We start from the raw sequence: 25,284 nt of genomic DNA on the forward strand, positions 1-25,284 counted from the left end.
AAAAAGGACTATTCGTTTTATTTTTCATAAAAAATAGTAAGCATAATTTATAAGTGCTCATTAGGTTTTTATTTGTTTTATTAAGTAATTTTGCAATAAAAATCATAAAGAAACAGAAAACAACTTTACCATTTTTAAGGGAACTTCATATAAGTTCATTTGCAGCGAATACTTTTTATGGCCTTACATTTCTACAAAAAAACCCTATTTTTCATCCTTTTGTTATCCATGATAGGGATAGGCTATTTTATATACCTCCCCTCTCCAACCCCTACCCCAAAACCTGATTTTTCTTTCATCCAAGCGAAATCTGCTGTTGGAAGTCAGGAAGATCCTCGGGCCCGTTTAAATTATGAAACCAATATGTTGGTTAACCCAGCAAACCGAATAATCCCGGAAAAAATAAGGCAAAAAGAATTAATTTTTGCCAAAACTATTGAAAGTCGCCAAACCCACATCCAAAGAAGCGATGCATCAAAAGCAGAATTATTTGAAGGAACAGAGTGGGAAGCCAAAGGCCCATACAATGTGGGTGGAAGAACCCGTGCATTAGCAATAGACCGTTCAAATGAAAACAGAATATTGGCTGGAGGGGTTTCTGGCGGTATTTGGATTTCCGAAAATTCAGGAGACAACTGGTCAAAAGTCACAAAAAACTCTGATTTACATAGCGTTACATGCATCATTCAATCAACCCGAGATGAAAAGACCTGGTACTACGGTACGGGTGAGCTTCGTGGGAACACCGCAAGTGGTGGTGGAGCTGCCTACAGGGGAGATGGAATTTTTAAATCTACCGATAATGGAGAATCCTGGGAATTGCTTCCTTCCACTAGTGATTTACTGGACTCTCTTCATATTTTCAACAAACAATTTAATTACATCTGGAATTTAGCTATCAACCCTAACACTGAGGTACAAGATGAGGTATATGCGGCAACTTATGGAGGTATTCTTAGATCGACAAATGGAGAGGATAACTGGGAATTAGTGTTGGGTGATGGTCACAAAGAAGCAAGCGCATTTTATACCGACTTGGCAATCAATTCCAATGGGACAATGTATGCAGCATTAAGTTCTGAGACTTTGGATGGGGTGGCTACCCAAACTGGAATTTACACCTCAACAGATGGATTGGACTGGAAACCCATTACTCCATTTAATTGGCCAAGAAATTTCAGAAGAACAGTGATCGGTATCGCTCCTTCTAACCCGGATCTTGTTTATTTCCTAACAGACACAGAGGAAAGGCCTAGACTATGGAAATATAATGCTGGCACAAAAAAATGGACTGACCTAAGTGTTAATATTCCTTCTTTTGGAGGAGATGTTGGCGATCTAGATTTACAGGAGTCTTACAATATGCTTCTCAAAGTTCATCCAAAAGATGAAAATATTGTTTTTTTAGGAGGCACCAATCTTTATCGCTCTACGGACGGTTTTCAAAGCAGTAAAAATACAGAATGGATAGGTGGGTATTCCACAGAGAATGATATTAGCAACTATAAAAATCACCACCCCGATCAACATGCTATTTTCTTTTACCCCTCTAACCCAGACGAAATGCTTTCGGGACATGACGGTGGTATTAGCAAAACTTCTAACAACAAAGCAGGAGAAGTAAATTGGCAAAATTTGAATAATGGCTATGTCACGGCCCAGTTTTATACCATTGCCATCGATAAAGCCTCAGATTCCGATTTAATTATAGGAGGTTTGCAAGATAATGGAAGTTATGCAGGAATTATTGAGAACATGAGTGAGCAATGGACTCAATTGCTTAGCGGAGATGGAGGTTATAGTGCGGTAACAGCTAATGGTGGTTTCATATATGCTTCTTTTCAAGAAGGTCAAACCTATCGTTTATCGGTAAACAATGACCTTGAATTGACAGGTTTTACTCGGGTTGATCCTAAGGGAGCAGGTAATAAGACTGCACAAGAATATCTTTTTATTAATCCTTTTGTCATTGACCCCAACAATAACAACAAAATGTATTTGGCTGGAGGGGACAAGATATGGATCAATAACAATTTGAGCCAGATTAGAGATTATTCTCAGAATCCCACCCTAACGAATTGGGAGTCAGTTTACTCCTCAAGGGTAGAACCTCCGACAGAAGAAGAAATTATTAGAAAAATAAAACACCAAATTTCAGCCCTAGCCGTATCCCGAAATCCCGCAAATATACTTTATTACGGAACCAACAAAGGAGAATTATACAAAATTGAAGAAGCTACCGGAGGTGATGCCCAAACGGATGAACTCACCCATAACCTTCAAAAGGGTGCTGAAACTTGTAACGGAGCCTGTTTGGACGGCGGATACATTAGCAGTATTTCCGTAGATCCCCGGGATGCCAACAAAGTGTTAGTAGCATTTTCCAATTATGAAATTCCAAGTATTTTCTATTCCGAGGATGGTGGAGTAACTTTTACGGATGTGAGTGGCACATTGGAACAAAACCCGGATGGTTCCGGGAATGGTCCTTCTGTTCGTTGGGCAGAAATCCTTCCCATGACGAATAACAGTTCCCTATTTCTGGCTGGTAGCAGCACAGGCTTATACAGTAGCTATAACTTGGACGGTCTAAATACCGAATGGTCCCAAGAGGGTGAGGATGTAATTGGAAATGTAGTAGTTCCTATGATCACTTATAGAACCACCGACGGAAAAGTTGCCATAGCTACTCACGGTAATGGGGTATACACAAAGGAATTTGACAATATTGAACACCTGAAAGTTTCGGATGAAAATATACCAATAACACTAAGTCAAAATTATCCAAATCCCTTATCGGACATCACCTATATAAAATTTGAACTCCCTAAAAGTGGGGAAACAAAAATTCGGATTTTTAATGCCATAGGCCAAGAAGTAAGAACCTTGCTACATGCCACCCAGTTTCACGGAGAAAACCAGGTAAGTTGGGATGGGACCGACAGTAATGGTGGATTGGCACCTGATGGCCTATACTTTTATAGATTAGAATTTGGGGAAACAGCTATAACTAAACGTATGATCCTAAATCGAGGGAGTAATTAGTGAATAATTGATTTTTGAAGAAATGGACAATAATATCTTTTCAGGATTTATGAATCTCCAAAATCCTGGCTTTTAGCCTAACATTTCTACATTGATCCTTCAAAAATAGAATATCATCACCCATTATTCACCTTTCAAAAATTTTAACCTTTTTTCAGAAAGCTAAATTTTCGGTTTTTAACTGAGAAATTATACTATAAAGAAATGCTGATTCGTTTTTCTTACTTTAACCTGCAAAGCATAAGATGGAAAACCTAACTATTTCAATAATTGGATGTGGAAACCTAGGATTATCAGTCACTCAAGGTCTCTTAAAAGGTAATCAAATCACACCTAATCAATTAACCATTACTAAAAGAAACTTATCCCCAATTTTATTCTTGCAGGAAAAAGGGGTCAAAGTACTAAGCAATAACATACAAGCAGTTCGGGATTCTCAATTGGTAGTCATTGCCGTAAAACCTTACAACGTAAAAGATGTATTGGAAGAGATTCGAGACGAATTAGACCCTGAACGCCATGTATTGGTTTCTTTAGCCACAGGAATTACTACGGATGAAATAGCTCAACACATCGGCAAAACGATCCCAATTTTTCGGGCCATGCCTAACATAGCTACGGATATAAGAGAATCCATTACCTGCATATGTCACAAAGCAGCCAATGGGGAGGAAATGCAACAGGTAGAATGGTTATTTAACCATTTGGGTGTCAGCATTCAAATAAATGAAGAATTAATGGAAGCTGCCACCATTTTAGGGGCCTGTGGTATCGCCTACGTATTGCGATTTATCCGTGCAATGATTCAGGGTGGAATTCAAATTGGTTTCGATGCCAAAACGGCTAATGCCATTGTTAACCAAACGGTAAAAGGAGCTGCCGAATTATTGATTACCAATAATGATCACCCGGAAAGAGAAATTGACAAGGTGACTACACCAAAAGGTTGCACCATAGTAGGACTTAATGAAATGGAACATCAGGGCTTCAGTTCCTCCTTGATAAAAGGAATTGTGGCTTCATTTGAAAAAATTGAGAATTAGATTAGATCCTGATTTGTTTAAAAAATGGGCTGATAAGAAATCAGAATTACTATTTTTAGTATGAAGGAATTACAGGGTTGGAATGATTTGTGAAATAAAACAATTCAAGTTAACCTTACCTACTTTTCATTTTTACTTAATCTAATAAGCTCAAGTTCTTATTTTTTATAGAATCAGATAAAAGGCAAAAGGATTTTCAAGAATTCTTAATATTTAAAAACAGCCAGCTTCCTCCTGGTTGTTTTTCTATTCACAGTTTTAAACTAAAAAGATTCCAAATAACAATACTCCAACTGGAGAATTCACCAATTTTGGGTCCCCTCTAATTAATTCCTTTTCTTTCCAGATCAACAATTTTCCAATACCTCCTCTTTGAGGGATATATTGCATTTTTTCCTTACCTTTGCGCTCAAATTGATTGGAGAGGAATGAAAACTATGAGAGGATTAACACTGTTTATTTTTTCGGCAGCTTTATTTTTTACTGCCTGTTCACCATCTGTGGATGAGTTAAACGAAAAAGGGAAGTCATTACTTGAAGAAGGTCAGACTCAAAGAGCCATTGATTATTTTGACAGGAGCCTTAAAAAAGATCCTGATAATTTTGAGGCCCACCTAATCAAAGGAGTAGCACTTTTTCAAATGAAGGATTTTTCTCAAGCTGAAAAGGAATTCTCTCAGGCCATACAAGTTGATAGCACCAATTATAAAGGATTTTACAACAGAGGCAACGCTTATCAGGAGCAGCAAAATTTTGAAGAAGCTATCAATGATTACAGCAAAGCAATTGAGTTGCAACCAGAATTAGCCGACGGATTTATCAACCGTAGCTCTGCTTTTTTTGCCAACAGGCAATTTGAAGAAGCACTATATGACCTTCAGGCGGCGAATCAGCTTTCACCTAATAACCCAACCATAACTTTCAACCTGGGAAAAGTGAAAATGATGATTTTTCAAGAAAAAGAAGCGATGGAGGATTTCAAAAAGTATATCACTATGGACCCAAAAAATGGAGAAGCTTTTTATTTGATGGGAATGATTCAGATTTCGCAGAAAAATAAAGATGAAGCCTGTCTTTATCTAAAAAAAGCTAAACAATTAGGTTTTGCTAAAGCTGATGAAGCTTTAAAAGACAATTGTCAATAATTTCTTAATCCATTCATTTCTTCATCAAATGGCGGAAATAGGAACAGACATCATTAAAGCCAAAAGGCTGCTAGAAGCAAATGAATTGGTAGCAATTCCTACCGAAACTGTTTACGGGTTAGCAGGTAATGCCTTTGAGGGATCAGCGGTTAGCAAAATTTTTGAGGTTAAAAACCGCCCTTCTTTTGATCCATTAATTGCACATACCAACAGCTTAGAAAAGGTACGAGGTTTTGTTAAAGAGATTCCACCCGCCGCCGAAAAACTGGCCAAAGCTTTCTGGCCTGGTCCTTTAACCCTCCTTTTACCCAAAAATAAATTAGTCCCGGATTTGGTAACTTCCGGCCTGGATACCCTGGCTGTTCGAATCCCAAATCATTCACTTACTCTTTCTTTACTGGAAAAACTTGACTTTCCTTTGGCAGCACCCAGCGCCAATCCATTTGGTTATATAAGCCCCACAAGGGCTTCTCATGTCGAAGAACAATTAGGTGATAAAATCCCCTATATTCTAGATGGCGGTTCTTGCCATATAGGCATTGAATCTACCATTATTGGTTTTGAGGGTAGACAAACTATAATATATCGTATGGGTGGCAAGAGCGTGGAAGAGATTGAAAAAATTGCAGGTAAAGTAAAAATAAAACCACATTCCAGCTCTAACCCAAAAGCACCAGGAATGTTAAAAAGCCACTATGCCCCAACCAAAGACGTCATTCTGGGAAACATCCACCAATTACTCCCAAAGTATAACAAAGAAGAGGTAGCCATTCTTTCCTTTAGTGATTCTTTCGAAGAGATACCAGAAGAAAGACAAATCATTCTTTCTCCTAAAAAAGATTTATCCGAAGCTGCTCAAAAATTATTTTGGGCTTTAAGACGGTTGGACAAACTCAATATTCGCTATATCCTAACTGAATTAGTTCCAAACAAAGGGCTAGGTAGGGGAATCAATGACAGATTGCAACGAGCTTCTGTAAAGTAATTTTTTATAGACTCATTTTCTCTTCAAAGGAAATTCCCATTCTTCTAAGAACTTAAAAAGAAAACTTCTTCCATTTGCATTTCAATATTCACCCCAAATTAATCCTTATTACTGGCATCTCTTCCACAATCGATTGTTAAACTTAAATTAGAGAAAATAATGAAAAATTAAAGAGCTTAGTTGGCGACATGGTATAAATTTCACCATATTTAACTTCTCTTAAGCCCAATGAACAAATAGCATTTTTATGCCTTTTCTTTTAAAGGGCAACACTTTTGATTCTATCACATTAGACTCATTTTTAAAAAATGAAAACACTTGATCAATTCAACTTCGCAGGTAAGAAGGCTCTGGTAAGAGTAGATTTTAATGTTCCTTTGGATGAATCCTTCAGTATTACCGATGAAACCCGTTTAACAGCAGCAATTCCCACTATTCAAAAAATATTAAATGACGGGGGAGCGGTGATCTTAATGTCACATCTGGGCCGTCCAAAAGGGGAAGCCTCGGATAAATATTCCCTCTCCCATATCGTGAACCGCCTTTCTGAACTAATAGGAAAACAAGTAGCATTTGCGAATGATTGTGTGGGTGAGGAAGCAAGTGAAAAAGCTGCAAAACTACAATCAGGGGAGGTTTTATTGCTAGAGAACTTAAGATTTCATTCTGAAGAAACAAAAGGAGATGAGGCCTTTGCACAAAAATTAGCCAATCTCGCCAATGTATATGTAAACGATGCGTTTGGTACTGCTCACCGCGCACATGCATCCACTACGATAGTTGCCAAATTCTTCCAAGAAAAGATTGCGGGATACGTTATCCAAGCGGAGCTCGAAAATGCTAAAAAAGTTCTGGACAATGCATCCAAACCATTTACAGCCATCATGGGAGGCGCCAAGATTTCAGATAAAATAATGATCATTGAACAACTTTTAGATAAAGTGGATAACCTGATTATTGGAGGGGGTATGTCCTACACCTTTTTTAAAGCCATGGATGGAGAAATAGGTAAATCCCTGGTGGAAGAGGATAAAATTGAACTAGCTAGTGAACTAATCAAAAAAGCAAAAGAAAAAGGGGTAAATCTACTATTACCTATTGATTCTCTTTGTGCAGATGCCTTCTCCAATGATGCCAATGAAAAAGTTTGCCAAAGCTTTTTGATAGATGATGAGTATATGGGATTAGATATTGGACCTGAAGCTCGTGAAACTTATGCCAAAGTCATCGAGGACTCCAAAACAATTCTTTGGAATGGCCCTATGGGGGTTTTTGAAATGTCCAATTTTGCAATGGGTACCGAACGTGTGGCGGAAGCCGTAGTACAAGCTACTGAAAAAGGCGCTTATTCATTGATTGGTGGAGGTGATTCAGCAGCAGCCATCAATAACCTTGGCTTTGGAGAGCAAGTTTCTTATGTTTCTACAGGTGGTGGGGCCTTACTGGAATATATGGAAGGAAAAACATTACCAGGAATTAAGGCTTTGAATGCTTAATTAAAAAGTGGTAGAGACGCAAAGTATTGTGTCTCTACTTAATCAAATCTAATCTTCCTCCCTTATCATAATACAACTCTTCCCCATCCAGCAACTTACGAATACTTTCAATAACAACTTCCTGAGAAAAATTTTCCAGTTTCCCAGTCAATTCTTCTGGTAACAAAGGTTGTTGTTTAACCATTTCCAAAATACTAATTCTCAAACTTTCTTCGTCAACAAATTCTCCCCTTCTTTTCTCTTCTACACAAAAATCACACACCCCACATTTATCGGCTTTTAACTCACCAAAATACTCAGACAATAATTGTGTTCTACACCGATTTTTCTGCTCCACATAGGCAATCACCGCCTCGGATTTTTCAATATCCTGATGCTTTCGACCATTGATTTTCCTAATATCCAGTGGAAGTCTGGAGGTTTCAAACCTGGGCGTAATAAAAGTCAATTGAGGTTTATCCTTTTGTTGATCATAGCTAATTATACCAATTTGTTCCAGGTATTTTAATTTTTGTTTCACCTCATAAATCGGAATTTTCAAAAACAGGGATAACTGACGCTCACTAATGGAGGAATAGGTGGAAAACATCTCTCCTCCATATATACGTAATAAGGCCTTAATAAAAGAGTCATAAGTTTCATTAAATAACTGAAACTCATAAAGTTTTTGATGATCTACAGTAATATGGACACGTGATGGTTGAAAAAAACTCTCATTCAACTGAATCAATCCCTCCTCACTCAATTTTTTAATGGAGTAATAAACCTCATTACGATTAAAACCGAAAGTTTCTATAAAATCATCCAGTACAAAATCATAACTCGCCAGTTGACTGCTTCCCACCGCAATTTTATAATAATTGGCCAGACTTTGGTAAACCCTTCTTAAAACATCAACCGAAGGATAAGCTTGCAATATTCTTTCCCGTAATTCCTCCACATCTTTCTTATGATAGAGCATTACAGCAAAGGCTTTACGGTCATCGCGCCCGGCACGTCCAGCCTCTTGATAGTAAGCTTCCAGAGTATCAGGTAAATCCATGTGTATAACGGTACGAACATTGGCCTTATCAATACCCATTCCAAAAGCATTTGTAGCAACAATTACTCGAAGCTTATCTTGCACCCAGTCCTCTTGTTTTCGGTTTCTAACCTCATTGGACAGTCCAGCGTGATAATAATCCGCTACTATACCGGACCGAATTAAATAATTTGCTAACAATTGGGTTCGCTTTCTACTACGCACATACACAATGGCACTTCCTGGCACTTTAGCCAAAATTTCCATCAACTTTCCCTCTTTATGTTCCTCAAAACGAACCGAATAGGATAAATTAGGGCGAGCAAAACTACGTTGAAATACTTTGGACCGTTGAAATTTAAGCTTTTCTTGAATATCCTTCTGCACTTTTGGGGTGGCAGAAGCTGTAAGGGCAATCAGCTTTGCAGTTGGAATTAATTCTCTAAAATCTGCTATCTCCAAATAAGGTGGCCGAAAATCATAGCCCCACTGAGAAATACAATGGGCTTCATCAACAGCAAGAAGAGAAACCTGCATTTTTTTCACCCTCTCCTTTAAAATTTCCGTCTGCAAACGTTCTGGCGACACATATAAAAATTTCACACCCCCGTACACACAATTATCCAAAACAATGTCAATTTCCCTTCTTGACATTCCTGAATATACTGCGGAAGCAGAAATCCCCCTTTTCTTTAATTGTTCCACTTGGTCCTTCATGAGCGCAATCAGTGGGGAAACCACAATACATATACCCTCCATGACTAAGGCGGGAACTTGAAAACACACCGACTTTCCCCCTCCAGTGGGAAGAATGGCTAAAACATCATTTCCTTCCATTACAGCATTAATTATTTCTTCTTGTAATGGACGGAACCGATCATAGCCCCATACTTTTTTTAAAACCTGTTGAATCTCGGTTGTCAAGGGTGCGATAATGTTTATCAAAAAATGAAGATTTCAACAGCAAAATTACAAAATAAAGTAAAGAGTGAAGAGCTTAGAGTTAAAAGTTAAGGGTGAAGACTAAGTAAAAGACTTAAAATGAGTTACTGGAAGCATAATTGTGTCTTTTTCCACTGAAACGGTTCCCTCAACTATATTTCATCAATTAAACAACATCCTTTCATTTATCCACTCCTTACCCTAAACTGATTTTCACCAAACCATAGATTCTTTCTTTAAAAAAGTAGCAATCCCTCTTTTACAATCTTCATTGGAACGAGAACGGGCATTCATTTTTGAAGAATATTCCAAAGCTTCCAAAAAGTCCATAGATTGTACTTCGGCAATCATTTTTTTAGTTAGGGCCATAGATTGGCCGGAATTGTGTATGCATAAATGTTGAGCAAAATCATTTACATGATCTTCCAGCTCATTTGCCTCCACCACTTTATATATCAACCCAAGATCTACTGCTTTTTCAGCTGATATTAACTCTCCAGTTAAAAGCAGTTCTTTTGCTTTTTGTTCGCCAAGCTTTCGAATTAAAAAGACACTAACAATAGCTGGGACAAACCCTATTCTAACCTCTGAATAACCAAACATGGCCTCTGTAACGGAAAAGGCAAAATCGCATACAGAAACCAAACCACATCCTCCGGCAATAGCATGTCCTTGAACTTGAGCAATTACCACCTTCTCCAAAGTATAAATTTTATAAAATAAACTTCTTAGATGGCTAGAATCCTCCAAATTCTCATCATAATTATTTGTTTGCATCCTTTGGAGCTCAGCTAAATCCGCGCCAGCACTAAAAGTCTTTCCGTTAGCTTTAATAATAACCACTTTACACTCTGAATTTTCCTCTGCCTTTGTTAAAGCTTGCATCAAGTCATTTATCATGTCCTGATTAATGGCGTTCCTTTTATCTGCCCTGTTCAAAGTGATAGAGGCTACCCTATCTTTTAGTTCGTAGTTTACAAATTTCATCCCATAAAAATTTTAAAGATCGACTATCAGTGCACCTGAAGATTTTGTAGAGTAAAAAGGCAAATTAAATTTTTCAGCCTCCATTTCCAGCTTTTTACCTATATATTTTTTGTTGGTACTATCAATAATTAATAAGTCAAACTCAAAATTCTTAATGACAGGTTCTAAATGGGTTAAGGAATTATTTCGGATTACTACATAATCAACAGCCACTGGCTTAGTTAAGGTCATATCTTTTTTGGATGGTCTACTAAAAAATATAATTCGTTTGTTTTTCCACACCACTAGATCCAAAGCACCAATCAAACGGTCAACTTTTCCCTCTTGACCCATTGGTAGAATTTCACTTTTCACCCCTGAAGCCACCCAATTGGGAAACACATCATAGAATAAATTCAAGGATTCCGATGAGGTATCTGTCACCAGTAAACTCCTCCTTCCTTCTATTAAATCCAATAAAATGCTTTCATTGGTGTCATAAAAAACCAGTTTTTGTTGTTGATTCTGTTTTTTCTTTTGATTAAAGGTATAACCGCTAAAAAATAAGGATATAAGAAAAGCCAACTTTAAAAAAGTTAAATTTCGAAAGATAAAACACAGAATAAGAGTTAGACCTAGAGTATAAATCACCAGGACCTGCCATTCATCCAAATACAACTCATCCACATGACTAGCAGGCAAAGCCCTTATCCATCTCATGGACGTATTCAAAAAAAGAACTATACCTTCTAAAAGCACTCCCAAAAACCCCGCAAGGGAATACAAGAAAGAACAACTTAATAAGATTAAACCTAACCATAAGATACCTATGGCAGCAGGTATGGCTATCAAATTGGCAAAAAGGAAATAGACTGGCAAAAAGTGAAAATAGTAAATACTCAAAGGCAGAATCATCAGTTGAGCAGAAAAAGAAACTGTCATCAGTTTCCAGGCCCAGTTTAAAAGAACCCCTTCAAATTTAAGCAAGGGGAATATTTTGGGCTGAAAAAAAACAATGCCACTCACAGCCAAAAAGGAAAATTGAAAACCAACCTGAAATAAACTGGAAGGATTATAGAGAAGTAATAATAATGCCGCCATGGCCAAAGAATTAAAAAAACTTCCCCCTTGCTGACGGGCTTGCCCTATTATCACCAAAGTCAGCATAACCGTTGCCCTAAATACTGAAGGTGAAAGTCCTGTTAAAATAGCATAAATCCAAAGGAGAAAAATAGCCAGTATATAAAAAAGCCCTCTGCCCCTTGACCTTCTAGTGATTCCTCCAAATATTGCATAAATGATGGAGTAGAGTATGCCAACATGCAGGCCAGAAACGGCTAAAATATGCATAGTTCCGGAAATGCTATACGAATCCTTAAGCTCAATACTAAGCCCCTCCCTAACCCCAATAACCATGGCCTTCACCACCTGAAAAGCTTCCTCCCCCTTTATATGTTCCCTAAAAACACCAATCACAGAAGATCTTAGGCGATAAATGTAGTTCATAAAACGAGAGGGAGGGAAATTACCCAAAACCAGCACTTTGTCCGATGTTAAAAAGTGCTGATGCCATACTTGTTGAAAGCTCATAAATTGTTGATAATTGAAGGCATGGGGATTACTAGGAGAAGGAATAAATCTTGGCCCTCCTTTAATTATCAATTGATCACCATAAGAAAACTTCAATTCCTCACGCTTATAGGTGAATAGCACTTTCCCTTTAGCTACCTTCCATTGACCTGCCACTTTAATGGCTTGAATTTTAGCCAAAACTTGATTTTTATTAGGTTTTTCCCTTTCTGGCTCTATAATAATGCTCCGATAAAAAGTAGGTGTTTCTGTCACATGATAGAGGTGCAATGGATCATGCTTCCTCACAGATTGACTATAACGGGTATACCCGGCTAAAAAAAATATTAGCAGGCAAAGCATTCCAATCAAGGGACGAAAACGACGCATCCTTTTAGGCTTCAGAAAGAAATATAACAAGCCTAATACAAGACAAGCGTAAAGAAAGAAATCAAATACAAGGTGTCGAAGTCCAGGCCAACGATAAGCGATGAATATCCCGAGAATAAAAGCCAGGCTAAGACGTACAAAGCGGTAAGAAGCCCAGGAGAACATTGGGGAAAGTGGTAAGGGGATGAACTGTTTTATTTAAGGAAAATTTACTCAGAACAGCCCCATAAAACCATTAAGATTTTCAAAAAAAATCACTTAATGGTTTACTGGAAGAAGATTAATCATTTTCTGTCAAAAGATTTCTTAAAATATCAAAACTTAGTTTTTTTCCAGTTACCACACAAACTACATTTTTATTGGCCCATTTCTTTTTTGATTTCAAAAGGGAAGCTAAAGTTAAGGCAGAAGCACCTTCTATCAGCATGGAATGATTTCTTATCGCAAACAATATGGCTGCCCTTATTTCTCCCTCAGTTAAAGTGATAAATTCATCCACATATTCCTTAATGATTTCAAAGGTAATGGCCCCCTCCTCAATTCCACCGGCCGTAGCATCGGACAAGGTGGGTTTTGAGTTAGGTTCAACGATTCGCCCGGCTGCGACCGAATCTACCATTTCCCTTGCATTCTCAGGTTGACAGCCAATTATTTTCGTTTTTGGAGAATATTTCTTGAGATAGGAAGATATCCCAGATATAATACCTCCCCCACCGATAGGCACAAATACAGCATCTATCTTATCCATTTCCTCTAATAATTCTATGGCAATAGTTCCCTGACCTGCAATAATATAAGGATCATTATAAGGATGCACCAAAATACAGTCATTCTCCTCGGCATATTGGTTTGCAAAAGCCTCAGTTACAACACTATCATTTCCATGAATTTCTAATGGTATACCATAAGCTTCCAAGGCTTGAAGCTTAGCTTCTGTAACTGTTTCAGGAAGAAATACCTTTCCCTTATAACCCAATCTGGAAACGGCATCGGCAAAACCGGCAGCATGATTGCCTGTAGAAGCCGCCACAAAGGTTTTATTGACCTCCGAGCTATCCGTGGATAAAATCTTATTCATGGCTCCTCTCAATTTAAAAGAACCACTTCGTTGTTGGTTTTCCAACTTTAAATAAACTTTGGCCCCGGTCTCTTTTTCCAAAGAGGGGGAAAATTCCAATGGTGTTATATAAATGTAGGGCTTAATTCGGGCATAAGCGGCTTCAACCTCCTTGTACATCTGATGTATTGAAGCTTGGGTAATTTCTGACATTGGTAAATTTGAATTTAGAATTACGGTTTTGAAAATTTTATAAAAGTTCCTCCATAAAAAACTTTAAAGCTGAAAAAATGGTGATTTATTACTTAAAAGATCAAGGATACATAAAAGTAGGATGGCTACAACGGCTAAAAGATAATGGATCAATAGACCAAGGCCAACGATGGTATCTATGTTAAGAAATCTTAAAAAAGTTAGGAAAAATCAACCCAAATCTTTATTCATCATTTACCCCTCATTCTTTTTGCCCTTTCCTTTTTTTGGGATATCGGTCTCTCTCTTCCTCTTTGATTCATCATAACGCCCATAGGCATTAATAATATCCTTTACGATTCTATGCCTAATCACATCACTACTTCCCAGCTCCACAAAACCAATTCCATTTACCTCTTTTAATATTTCAATGGATTCCTCCAAACCTGATTTTTGATGACGAGGCAAATCAATTTGTGAGCGGTCCCCTGTAATAATAACTTTAGAATTGGGCCCCATTCGCGTCAAAAACATTTTAATTTGTGAAGGAGTAGTATTTTGAGCCTCATCCAACAAAATGTAGGCATCATGCAAGGTTCTTCCTCGCATATAAGCTAGAGGTGCAATCTCAATAATTCGGTTTTCCTGATAATATCGAAGCTTTTCGGGAGGAACCATATCATCTAGGGCATCATAAATTGGTCTCAGATATGGGTCAATTTTCTCTTTCAAATCACCCGGAAGAAAGCCCAAATTTTCACCTGCTTCCACTGCCGGCCTGGTGATAATAATCTTTTTTACTTGCTTATTTTTCAGTGCCCGAACTGCTAAAGCAACAGAAACATAGGTTTTTCCAGTCCCTGCCGGTCCTAAAGCAAATACCAAATCATTGTCCTGAGCTGTCAGCACCAATTCTTTTTGTTTTGGGGTTTTTGCCTTTACCTGAATACCTTTATTACCGTAAACGAGAATATCCTTTTGCACATTCTCGATCACCATGTTCTGCTCCTCCTTCACATAGCGCTCTACATCAATCTCCCCCACTTTCCCATAGCTTTCGTAGTGCCTGAGCATCAGATTGATAACGTCATTGACTTGCAGAATATCTGTCCCACTACCCTGAATTCTAATCTCATTTCCTCTGGAGATAATCTTAGTTTTAGGAAAGGAAACCATTAAGGCCTTAATGTTTTTATTCTCAACTCCTAAAAAATCTGTAAGGGGAATATTTTCAAGTTTTATGATTTTTTCTACCAATAGTTATATATTTTTAGTAATAATAAATTTTTCACAAGATAAATTACCTATTTTTGTAGACACAATTATAAATAATTTATTTTTTATAGCACTATGCCCCTAATCACTTTCCTGTCAGATTACGGTTCAACCGATCACTATACGGCAGCAGTAAAGGCTGCTATCCTCTCAATCGACTCCTCCATGCAAATTGTCGATATCAGCCATGATATTGAACCCCACAATATTGCCCAAGGCTCTTATGTACTTAGTTCAGTATACAAAGATTTTCCTGTCGGAAGCATTCACCTGGTTGCCTTGAACTCCGACAGCAATTTAATGGAACCACCTATAGCGATCAAATTGGATGATCATTTTTTCCTTGGCTTCGATAATGGCTTCTTTAGCCTTATCAGTGAAAACAGCCCTGAAATGATCATTGAGCTTTCCTCTACGGAAAACTCTACTTTTCCCGGAAAAAACATTTTAGCTCCTGCAGCTGCTCAACTAGCAAAAGGTAAAAAGTTAAGTGATTTAGGCAAGGAAATATCTTCTTTTAAAAGGATGTTACCTCGATATATGAAAACAACCAAATCACAGCTGTCCGGACATGTAATTAACGTTGATCACTATGGTAATCTTATCACTAATTTAGACAAAAGAGCCTTTGATAAGCTTAAGGATGAACGAAATTTTGTGGTTTGCTTTGGAAAAGAAGAATCATTCCAAATTCATCAAAATTATAATGATGTAGATAATGGGGATTGTTTTGTGGTTTTCAATTCTGCGGGATTCTTAGAAATCGGGATTAATAAGGGAAATGCCACCGAACTATTAGGTTTAGGGTTTGATAGCAGGGTTTCTATTCAATTTATAAATCCAAAGGAGGAAAGCAGTAAGAAAAATATTAAACCGTCTGCCTTTAGAAAAATTGGATCCCTTTAGACCTTCAACCCATTTTTTTCATAGTCTTATTCCGACTCTTACAATAATATTTTTTAGTTATGCTTATTAGAATCGTAAGAATGACCTTTAAGGAAGATCAGGTCGAAAACTTTTTGACAATTTTCAATCAAAATAAAGACAAGATAAGACATTTTGAAGGTTGTACTCATCTTTCCCTTCTTCGGGATTACACCTCTCCTCATATTTTTACAACCTATAGCCACTGGAAGGATGAAAAAGCCTTGGATAAATACCGTCATTCTCCCCTGTTTAAAAAAGTATGGGCTAATACCAAAATTTACTTTGGTGATCGTCCCATTGCATTTTCTTTAAAAAAATACCTAGATGTGGATTAAAGAATAATAAAGAATGAATTTAAACTGGTTACTTATTCCCATTATTAACCCCTCATCCATTAATCTCACCCTACTTTTCCCAAATATTTTTTGAGGAAGGAAATATATTCAATTGTAAACCAGGGAGGGAAAAATTTACCCCTCTTCGCTTTCAACTTCAATTAGGTAGTTCAAGATTCAGTAGAATGTTTTATGAGGAATATCATATTTTCCCCTGTTAGTTATCATTCCGAATTATTGACAGCTCCTGTAAAATTGCATAGTTCCTTAGAAGTTTGGTTCCTGTCAACTTAAATATCTGCCAGTTGGAGTTTAAAATAACTCCTATGGTGGTTTTTGTGAAGGCAGTGAAATTGTCCAATTTTTAAACTATTAGCTGATGAAAACAGGTACAACGATTGAAAAATGGGAGGTAGAAACAGAATTTTTCTGGAAAAGAAAAGGTAAGAAGATAGCAAATCGAAATCTTTGGGTCTCTATTTTCGCACTTTTTCTTGCCTTTTCTACTTGGAGCATGTGGAGCGTCATAATTGTTCGCATGCAAACTCTTGGATTCACCTTTGGTATAGATGATCCTGGAGAGATCAATGCATTATTGTATTCTTTACCTGCCATTGCAGGTCTGGCTGGGGCCACCCTTCGAATACCTAATTCATTTCTCATTGCAATTGGCGGAGGCCGTAATGTAATTTTTATCTCAACGGCCTTAATACTGATCCCAGCCATAGGAGTAGGGCTTGCCTTACAAGATATTAACACCCCTTATATGACATTTGCTTTTTTAGCTTTATTAAGTGGTTTTGGTGGGGGTAATTTTGCGTCCTCCATGTCTAATATAAGTGGATTTTTTCCAAAAAATGAGCAGGGAACAGCCCTAGGGTTAAACGCTGGTTTAGGTAATTTGGGAGTAAGTGGGGGGCAATTTTTGATGCCAGCAGTAATGGGGTTTGCCCTGTTTGGGGCCTTAGGTGGAGGCGGTAAAGTAGCGGTAAATGGATTTGAGGGTCAAATAATTTTCATACAAAATGCTGCTTTTTTATGGGTACCATTGTTATTGGTTGCGGTAGTTGCTGTTTATTTTGGGATGAATAATTTAAAAGTTTCCAGCCCTGCGCTAAAATCCAACTTTAAAGGAATCCTTCGAACTTTATTTCTGATCTGCCTGGGATTACTAGCCTCGGCCTTGGGAGTTTATTTACTTGCTGGTTTAAAGTGGAACATGTGGGTCGTTTTGCCCATTACTATTATAACTACCCTACTTTTAATGAAGTACCTTTCGCCAAAAGAAATAAAAGGTAGTCTTGAACAACAATTTTCTATTTTTAATAGCAAGCACAATTGGATAATGACCATCATTTATACCATGACTTTTGGTTCATTTATAGGTTTTTCTGCCGCATTTCCTAAACTCATCCAAGATATTTTTGGAAGCCTACCTGATGGTTCTGTCAACCCAAATGCTCCTAATGCTCTGGCATGGGCGTTTCTGGGACCTATGGTAGGTGCTTTGGTGAGACCAATTGGAGGATGGCTTTCAGACAAAATAAAAAGTGGATCCAAAGTGACACATTGGGCTACTCTTCTTCAGATTCTGGCGACCCTAGGTGTAGCGTACACCATCATTCTTGCTAAAAGTAACGCAACTCCTGAAACTTATTGGCCAGCATTTTTTGCACTATTTATGATATTGTTTATTACCACCGGCATTGGAAATGGCTCTACCTTTAGAAGTGTACCTTACATTTTTAATAAAAAACAAACAGGACCAGTACTTGGCTGGATATCAGCAATTGCTGCCTATGGAGCTTTTATTGTGCCAAATGTATTTGGTCAGCAAATTAAAATGGGCCATCCAGAATATGCATTATATGGTTTTGCGGTTTATTACGTGATTTGTTTGATCCTTAACTGGTGGTATTATGATCGAAAAAGGGCTGCAATAAAATGTTAAGGGCTTTCAGACCCTGGATGATGGGTCTGTTAACTTTTCCTTTTTGATTTAGTAAGTTAGGGGCGTTTTGCCCCTAATTTCTTCTATTTCTTCCTGCTTTAAGTAAACAGGGATATAAGAAGGTGCAATTAACAACATGGGTATAACCCTATTATCCTGAAGCTAAAGAAGAAATAGAATACCTGTAAAAATCATTGGTAATTGTCGTAGAGGGAAGTGATTTGGAGCTGATCTTTTACTTGAGAAAGGGATTTGGAAGTGCGAAGGTTAATGCTTTTATCTTCTCCCGGAAAAAGGTCAAAGAAATTGTCAGAAAAAAATCCCTCATTGTCCTCAAAACGTAAATACACATTTTTAGCAAGAAGGGGTGTCAAAAGGTTAATGGTATAACCACCTTGTGAAGGTTTAACCGTAAATTGTATTCCCGGCCTTTTTAAATTTAGGGTTTTGATAGGTGCAAAATACACATGATTTTCTGACACCAATTTTTCTTGCCTCCTTAATGTTGCTATAAGGATTACCTCCTCTCTCAATTTATTATTTAACAATTCTTTTTTTGAATAGGACAAATAAACCTTGCTGCTATTAGCGGGAATTTTTAAATAAACCTTCTCTTTAAAATATTCCTTTCCACCAAAATCAATAAAGCGGAGGTTCAATTCGACATTCTGAGGAGTCCTTAAATCAGAGATTACATATACCTTAAGGGTGTCTTGTTGACTATCGAAAGATACTAACATTGGAGTAAAGGCTTTTTTCACAAAGTAATGCAGGGCTTTCCATTGACCATAATAGTCTATACTTGATCTTGAAATAGCAGGCCAACAGTCATTAAGTTGTTGATATATGCTACCCATACAAAAGGGTTTGGCTCTGCGATGCGCTTCAAAGGCAATTTTCATGCCTTCAGCCTGAAGGATCTGGTTTAAAAAAAGATGACTTGCAAAGTGGATGGGTTTACGGAATCGATCTATTAAGTAGTCCTCCATATATAAAGTAGGTGGAGGAGTTCCTTGATGGAACCGAATAGTTTTGGAAAACATACTCCAATCCTGAGGATTGGTAAATTTTTGCAAGGAACTCAAACTGGGAAAGGAAGGAAATCCGTATGCATTCATAAACCTACCAATTACCCATTTAAAATCTGAAAATGGCCGCTTATCCCAACCAACCCCATTAAATTGAATATCACCGGATTTTAATTCATTGGGATTTTTCCAATTGCTAGAAGGGCTAGAGGCAATATAGGCCCTTGCTGTATCCAGGGTGGATATCTGGTTAGGGATAAATTCCTCAAAAAGTTTCTGATAATCCTTATACAATTTCAGGGAATCGTTTTCAGTAAAACTGGTTTCTTCTTTCCATTTACCGCTTTTCCATAACAATTCCAAACCATTGTTTCCACACCAAATTGCCAAGCTAGGATGATTTCGTAAGCGCTTGATAACGTGATGCACTTCCATTTCCACCCTATTCAGAAAGGATTCTTCTGTAGGATAAAAAGCTTTTGAAAACAAAAAATCCTGCCACACCATTAACCCCATTTCATCACAAAGATCATAAAAAAGTTCCTTCTCATAGATCCCCTCGGCGGGAAGTCGTATCATATTTAAATTAGCATCTGCAGCACTTTTAAGAAAAATCTGGTAATGCTCCTCACGACTTACCCCTAAGAAATGTTGGACAGGAACAAAAGTGGCTCCCTTAATAAATACTTCCCAACCATTAATCCTGAAGAAAAAACTTTTCCCGTATTTATCCTTTTCCTCTACCAGCTCAATTGTCCGAAGACCAATCCTTTCTTCTTTTTTATCGAAGGCAATACCATTTACGAGTGTTTCTATCTTAACATGGTACAAATAGGCCTCCCCTAAACCATTTGGCCACCAAAGCTTGGGATTTTCTACTTTAAAATTTACCTCGACCCTGTTGATTCCCTTATTTAGATAAATGCTTTCCTCCACAGTTTCAAATTGATCCTTCTCATTCGATATGCGGATCACTGCTCTAATATTTCTTTTGGCTTCAACCTCCAATGTTACCCTAATTTTTGCCTCTTCAGAGGTTAATTTTTGCTGTACAAAATGTAAATTCTGCATTCGGACTTTATTGTACCCCTCCAGCCCCACATCTTGCCAAATTCCAGTTGTGAACAAACGTGGAGACCACTCCAACCCATATTGATAAATGGCCCTTCGGCTATAAGCATTCCTTTTACCATTACCGATTACTAATTCTCTTCCATCTTTAGGGTAATTTCCCCTTTCAAATTTCTGAGGAGGTTGAAAATAGACTTCCAATGTATTTTTTCCAGGACGCAATAAATGTTTTGCATAAATTTGATGACCTAAAAACATATTATCATTAGTGAAAACCTTATGTCCATTTAAAAAAATATCTGCATAAGTATCCAAACCTTTAAAAGTGAGTAAGAGGTAATCATAATGCAAAACATTTGGAGAAAGCATAAAGTCTTTTCGGTAGACCCAATTTTGTTTCTCAACCCATTTAATCTTTTCCAGGTTATCTCTAAAAAAAGGTTCGGGAATCATCCCATTCTTAAACAAATCCATATGTACATTCCCAGGTACAATGGCAGGTAGCCACTGCCCAGAATCTAAAGCCTTCATTTCCCAATGGCCATTTAAATCCTTTCGATAATGAGTAGGCCACTCATTTCGCTTTCGACAAGAAAATATCCCTACAATTATCAGTAGCCAAAAAAAGAATGCCTGACGAAGAATCATTCTGAATAGCTCTTTAATTTTTTTACAACTTTAAGGGTAAAATCATTCACTTGGGAAAGACAAGAGGAAATTGATACTGATAAATTGTAAATGAATAAGTAAAGAAAAAGCTACCCTAAACCACCTATAAAGGTTAGTATTATCTTTTCATTTTTAATTTTTCATTCCTAAAAACCGAGCATCTAGGAAAGGTAGCCGAAAATCCATACCATCGGCTAAAAAGTTGAAATGGGAAATGCCCCTCTTCATCTACAGCATAGGGAACTTTGCTAATGGGGTGAATTGAAACTATTAACTCCTTATCATCCAATTGGTCCTTGATGGGCTTGGAAAGAGTAGCTTTAGGATAAAAACGGGATACTTTTCCAATAACCACTCCAAGACCCTGAGTCATTTTTTCTAACCGAGAATCAATAGGTCGCATGGTTTTGCCAAAACCAGGAGGAAGAAATCCTTTGCTATTTATCCGACCTCTATTCAACCATCCGAAAAATCTTGCCCATAAGGGTGGATTGGATAACCATATTTTTGCTGGTTCCTTTTCTTTTCTCTCGGCTTCTACTGTGGTAACCGAAAGGTTAAATAACTCCATACTCTTCCCTTCACTCCTTCCAAACCCGGATTTTCCGGTGATATGATTCCAGTAACTTAAGGTCTCATCATCAATAAGTAAAACAATTCCATCATACAGGCCCCCTGCACTAAAATGAAGGGTTTGATTTTCAATTTTTGGGGTAAAACCCACGGCGGAATGACAAACTACGCAGAAACTTACCATAAATGGTTCATCCTCAATCTTTCCCTGGGCAACATGATGGTAAGCTAACTCTTGAAGTAAAAATCCATAGCGATGGTTATTCTTTTCAAAAACAAGAAGTTCTTCCTTGTCTGGTAACCCTAAAATCTCTAAAGATAGAGGTTCACCTTTTACTTCAAATCTTTTAAAATAGTCTGGATTTCGAAGTCTTGCTCTATTTAAATCAAACTTCTCCATTAATCTTGACAAGTATTGTTTAGAAAAGAGTGAAGAATTAAAATTAAGAATAACGAAATATGGGTCTCTATTAAATCAATAAATTCCTGGCCGTTTTCACTTTCCCTAATCTTTTAATTTTTTAAAAATACAGGAAGAAAGTTTTTGGAGCGAACTAATTCCTCCTGGCAAACATTCATGTTTACCAATAATAAGAAAACCTCCAGGAAGTAGTTGTTTCAATAATTTATTTAACAACTTCTCCTGAAGAATGGTGTCAAAATACGTAAAGATCAGATTTCTACAGAAGATAATATGAAATGTCCCAGGAAGCATTTTCTTTCTAATATCCTGCAAGAGAAACGTAGCTTTTTGCTTATATCCAATTTTTATTCTGAACTCATCATTTTCTTTGATAAATGCAGAATTGACCGTTTTCTGGGGAATTTCTTTGATGCTCCCCATGGAGTACACCCCCTGACGAGCCCTTTCCAAGGTACTGGGATCGGTACTTGTGCCTATTACATTCAATGAAATGCCAATTGAGGGGTTCCTTTTTAAAAATTCCTCCCATAAAATGAGGATAGAAAAAACCTCCTCCCCACTTCCACAACCAATGCTCCAACAACAAAATTTATCAGTTTGCCCTGAAAATTGCTGTACTAGATCTGGAAAAACCCAATCAACAATATTTGAAAAAACACCCTTGTCTCTATAAAATCTGGAAATATTTATCCGCATCATGTTGTCAAGGGCTAACCATTCTGATGGGGTATCCATTAAATACTGCTGGTAGCTATTCAAACTTTTTATATCCAGATAAACCAAACGCCTTTTTATTCTTTTACAAACCTGCCTTCTCACTTTACGAAAGCCATTCCAAGTCATTTGTAAATGAGGTAAGCACCATTGGAGAAAAGCAACACATTCCCGGTCATTTAGCTGCATGAAGATTAATTTTGACTTCTCTAAATATTAACTAAGCAGCGTTTGTTTGTTATTGGCTTATTGAATATGATTTATTCTCTGATTTTTATTTTAGGTTCTTCTTTTCCTATTCCTCCAACCAATCAATGGCTTTTTCCAGTTGAGTATCAATTCCATTTATTGAATCCGCTTTTGATATCCACACAACTTCATCCGGGGGTATGCCCATTCCTTCATATGAGATACCATTTCGATCGGAAGTTAAGGCAGTAGTTATGCTATAAACCCATCCATTAGGGAGTTCTCGGCCAATAAAATAGCCAATACTTCCGGCTGTGGTATCCCCTATTACAGTTATATTTTCCAGATCTTTTAAGGCCATGGTGAATAATTCTGAAGCACTTGCTGTCCTTCTATTGGTCAAAATAACTACGGGATTTACATATTGATAGGGACCCTGAGGGGAAATTACTCCTTCAATATACGGACCAAAATCGTCATGATTAGGCCCATTTCTTGATTGAAGTTTCATAGAAACCAATTGCTTATCAATAAACCTACTTAAAACAGCATGGTGATGAGCAAATTCTCCTCCTGAATTAGACCTCAAATCCACAATAATACCCTCAGTAGTAGAAAGGTTTGAGAGCACCTTATCAATTACCTCAAAATCGGATAGAGAAAGAGTAGGAGTGAAAGTTGAGATCTTTATATACCCGATGTTTTCACTTTTTATTGTCCCATAGCTGATAGCCTCATTTACATGTTTGAAATTCTCAATATAGGCAGAAAAAGACTGAATAAAATTTATCGAATTTGGATTGCTGCTATCATAAAATACTCTCTCATAAGAAGTCTTTAGACCAACATGCCCATCTTTAAAATAAAGGGTAATATTCTTCATCATCTCAAAAAATTCCTTTTCACTTAGACCAGTTTCAATTTTTGCTATACTTGCCTGGCGCACAGAATCCCAATTGATATCTCTAACTATGAATCCCGAATAATGCTGATCAAAATCGTTCCAAAAAATTTCGAAATTATTTAATTGATTATTTGGGGGCTCTTCCTTTATCAAGAAGTTTTCACATGCTGTTAAGGTGATAAAAACAAAAGGAAGTAAAATTCTATTCATGTATTTAAAATGTATAAGAAAGACCCAAAACGTATTGACTGGTTCCATACTTTACTGTAAGTAATTTCGGATATTTATAAAACCTAAAACGGTAGGTGGCGTTTAGAGCAAACCTTTTTGAGAACAAGTACTTATAATTAATTTCCGTAGTAAAGTCCATAAATTTTGCAAAGCTAAAAAAGTCACCAGACTTCAATATTACTCCCATTGGAATAGCGTTGGGGTTTTCCAGAACGGCTATCACCAAATCCTCCTCAGAAGTATCTTTAGGTCTACTCATTCTGCCAATCACGTAAGCCAATAGAGGGTAAGAAAACTTAAATTCCAAAAAATGTTTTTGGTTAAAAGTCCTATCCAAAGAGAACACCAAATTAAGACTGGAATAGAAATCTATAGCTATCTCCTCAATAATTGCTGCATCAAAAATTCGCAAGGAAAAAAAGTTATGAATACCTCCACCCAAATAAGCATTCCATTTTCCCTTTTTTAATATTGGTTGATATTGATAATTCAAGAATCCATTAAGGTTCTTTATGGAATTTGTGCTAAAATCATTAAGACCGGGAGTAAGGGAGGTGCTATTAAAATTAAAGGTAAAATAGTGCTTTCTTTTAAGGGAAATATTAGAGTATTCCATTTCAAATAGAATATTTGTGCCCCTATAGACTAATGGAGTATATACCGGGTCCCTCAAGCCAATATGCCCCACGCCAGTAGATAAAGTCAAACCCTTTCTTTTTACTTGCAATTCCTCCTGAGCCGATGCAGTAAAATGGATTAAACACAAAAATGACAAAAAAGTTAAAAAGGATCTCATTTAGAAATTATACAGTATATATTGGTTTAAATTTATATCAATTATTATAAATTTAATATAAATAAAACTTATTTTTTTCTATCAATTTATTATAGAAATTCAACAAATAATAAATGAAATTTAAATATTTTATCATTTTGGTAGAAAATAATTATAATAGAATTTGAAAAAACAAGAAAACAACAACATAATTAGCCAAAAACATGTAATAACTTTTCAGTCTTTAAAATTTCTTGAAAATGAGGAAAAGGCATATAGTCAAAAAGACACTCTTTTAATTAGTATTTCCTATTTGGACGGGGTACAAACTGGTAAACTACAAGAAGCTAAGGAAAATACCTTAAAA

General features: G+C 37.0%; 19 protein-coding genes. 9 read left to right on the forward strand and 10 right to left on the reverse strand.

The window, feature by feature from the left end; translation table 11 throughout:
- Window positions 1-177 precede the first annotated feature (177 nt).
- From E1171_RS22385 to E1171_RS22405, 5 genes are all read left to right on the forward strand, one after another.
- A complete protein-coding gene (locus tag E1171_RS22385) occupies window positions 178-3,045 on the forward strand; it encodes a FlgD immunoglobulin-like domain containing protein (RefSeq protein ID WP_155208310.1) in 2,868 nt (955 codons plus the stop codon).
- A 245-nt stretch (window positions 3,046-3,290) separates the two neighbouring features.
- Entirely contained in the window at window positions 3,291-4,088 is a 798-nt protein-coding gene (proC, locus tag E1171_RS22390; protein ID WP_155208311.1) for a pyrroline-5-carboxylate reductase, read from the forward strand.
- A gap of 437 nt (window positions 4,089-4,525) precedes the next feature.
- The gene (locus E1171_RS22395; protein ID WP_187696589.1) at window positions 4,526-5,233 is read left to right on the forward strand and encodes a tetratricopeptide repeat protein; all 708 of its coding nucleotides are present in this window, start codon (window positions 4,526-4,528) and stop codon (window positions 5,231-5,233) included.
- A gap of 28 nt (window positions 5,234-5,261) precedes the next feature.
- The gene (locus E1171_RS22400; protein ID WP_155208313.1) at window positions 5,262-6,218 is read left to right on the forward strand and encodes an L-threonylcarbamoyladenylate synthase; all 957 of its coding nucleotides are present in this window, start codon (window positions 5,262-5,264) and stop codon (window positions 6,216-6,218) included.
- Between the two features lie 308 nt (window positions 6,219-6,526).
- Window positions 6,527-7,714 carry a phosphoglycerate kinase gene (locus tag E1171_RS22405; RefSeq protein WP_155208314.1) on the forward strand — a complete coding sequence of 396 codons (1,188 nt, stop codon included), beginning with the start codon at window positions 6,527-6,529 and terminating at the stop codon, window positions 7,712-7,714.
- 34 nt (window positions 7,715-7,748) lie between these two features.
- Here E1171_RS22405 and E1171_RS22410 read toward each other — a convergent pair whose 3' ends face one another.
- The 5 genes from E1171_RS22410 to E1171_RS22430 all read right to left on the reverse strand — a co-directional run bounded on the left by E1171_RS22410 (window position 7,749) and on the right by E1171_RS22430 (window position 15,108).
- Window positions 7,749-9,680, reverse strand: coding sequence for a RecQ family ATP-dependent DNA helicase (locus tag E1171_RS22410; protein ID WP_246164492.1), 1,932 nt, complete (start codon window positions 9,678-9,680; stop codon window positions 7,749-7,751).
- Between the two features lie 210 nt (window positions 9,681-9,890).
- Entirely contained in the window at window positions 9,891-10,664 is a 774-nt protein-coding gene (locus tag E1171_RS22415) for an enoyl-CoA hydratase/isomerase family protein (protein WP_155208315.1), read from the reverse strand.
- A gap of 12 nt (window positions 10,665-10,676) precedes the next feature.
- Window positions 10,677-12,767 carry a ComEC/Rec2 family competence protein gene (locus E1171_RS22420; protein ID WP_155208316.1) on the reverse strand — a complete coding sequence of 697 codons (2,091 nt, stop codon included), beginning with the start codon at window positions 12,765-12,767 and terminating at the stop codon, window positions 10,677-10,679.
- Window positions 12,768-12,882: 115 nt separating this feature from the next.
- Window positions 12,883-13,872: a threonine/serine dehydratase gene (locus E1171_RS22425; protein WP_155208317.1), complete on the reverse strand. Its 990-nt coding sequence runs from the start codon at window positions 13,870-13,872 to the stop codon at window positions 12,883-12,885.
- Between the two features lie 234 nt (window positions 13,873-14,106).
- The gene (locus E1171_RS22430; protein ID WP_155208318.1) at window positions 14,107-15,108 is read right to left on the reverse strand and encodes a PhoH family protein; all 1,002 of its coding nucleotides are present in this window, start codon (window positions 15,106-15,108) and stop codon (window positions 14,107-14,109) included.
- A gap of 93 nt (window positions 15,109-15,201) precedes the next feature.
- Between E1171_RS22430 and E1171_RS22435 the strand changes: the two genes are divergently transcribed.
- The 3 genes from E1171_RS22435 to E1171_RS22445 all read left to right on the forward strand — a co-directional run bounded on the left by E1171_RS22435 (window position 15,202) and on the right by E1171_RS22445 (window position 18,339).
- The gene (locus E1171_RS22435) at window positions 15,202-16,032 is read left to right on the forward strand and encodes an SAM hydrolase/SAM-dependent halogenase family protein (RefSeq protein ID WP_155208319.1); all 831 of its coding nucleotides are present in this window, start codon (window positions 15,202-15,204) and stop codon (window positions 16,030-16,032) included.
- Between the two features lie 59 nt (window positions 16,033-16,091).
- Window positions 16,092-16,388, forward strand: coding sequence for a putative quinol monooxygenase (locus E1171_RS22440; protein ID WP_155208320.1), 297 nt, complete (start codon window positions 16,092-16,094; stop codon window positions 16,386-16,388).
- A 379-nt stretch (window positions 16,389-16,767) separates the two neighbouring features.
- A complete protein-coding gene (locus E1171_RS22445) occupies window positions 16,768-18,339 on the forward strand; it encodes an MFS transporter (protein WP_155208321.1) in 1,572 nt (523 codons plus the stop codon).
- A 191-nt stretch (window positions 18,340-18,530) separates the two neighbouring features.
- Here E1171_RS22445 and E1171_RS22450 read toward each other — a convergent pair whose 3' ends face one another.
- The 5 genes from E1171_RS22450 to E1171_RS22470 all read right to left on the reverse strand — a co-directional run bounded on the left by E1171_RS22450 (window position 18,531) and on the right by E1171_RS22470 (window position 24,938).
- Window positions 18,531-21,086 carry a beta-mannosidase gene (locus tag E1171_RS22450; protein ID WP_155208322.1) on the reverse strand — a complete coding sequence of 852 codons (2,556 nt, stop codon included), beginning with the start codon at window positions 21,084-21,086 and terminating at the stop codon, window positions 18,531-18,533.
- A 139-nt stretch (window positions 21,087-21,225) separates the two neighbouring features.
- Window positions 21,226-22,080, reverse strand: coding sequence for a DUF3179 domain-containing (seleno)protein (locus tag E1171_RS22455; RefSeq protein WP_155208323.1), 855 nt, complete (start codon window positions 22,078-22,080; stop codon window positions 21,226-21,228).
- Between the two features lie 105 nt (window positions 22,081-22,185).
- Window positions 22,186-23,007, reverse strand: a complete 822-nt coding sequence (locus E1171_RS22460; protein WP_155208324.1) for a CheR family methyltransferase — start codon at window positions 23,005-23,007, stop codon at window positions 22,186-22,188.
- A 106-nt stretch (window positions 23,008-23,113) separates the two neighbouring features.
- Window positions 23,114-24,121 (reverse strand): S41 family peptidase, encoded by a 1,008-nt coding sequence (locus E1171_RS22465; protein WP_187696590.1) that lies wholly within the window; start codon window positions 24,119-24,121, stop codon window positions 23,114-23,116.
- A gap of 4 nt (window positions 24,122-24,125) precedes the next feature.
- Window positions 24,126-24,938 (reverse strand): hypothetical protein, encoded by an 813-nt coding sequence (locus E1171_RS22470; RefSeq protein ID WP_155208327.1) that lies wholly within the window; start codon window positions 24,936-24,938, stop codon window positions 24,126-24,128.
- 163 nt (window positions 24,939-25,101) lie between these two features.
- Here E1171_RS22470 and E1171_RS24335 point away from each other — a divergent pair.
- Window positions 25,102-25,284 (forward strand): hypothetical protein (locus E1171_RS24335; protein ID WP_155208328.1); only part of this gene is annotated, 183 nt, incomplete at its 3' end.

The organism is Xanthovirga aplysinae, assembly GCF_009711365.1.
GTDB classification, from domain to species: domain Bacteria; phylum Bacteroidota; class Bacteroidia; order Cytophagales; family Cyclobacteriaceae; genus Xanthovirga; species Xanthovirga aplysinae.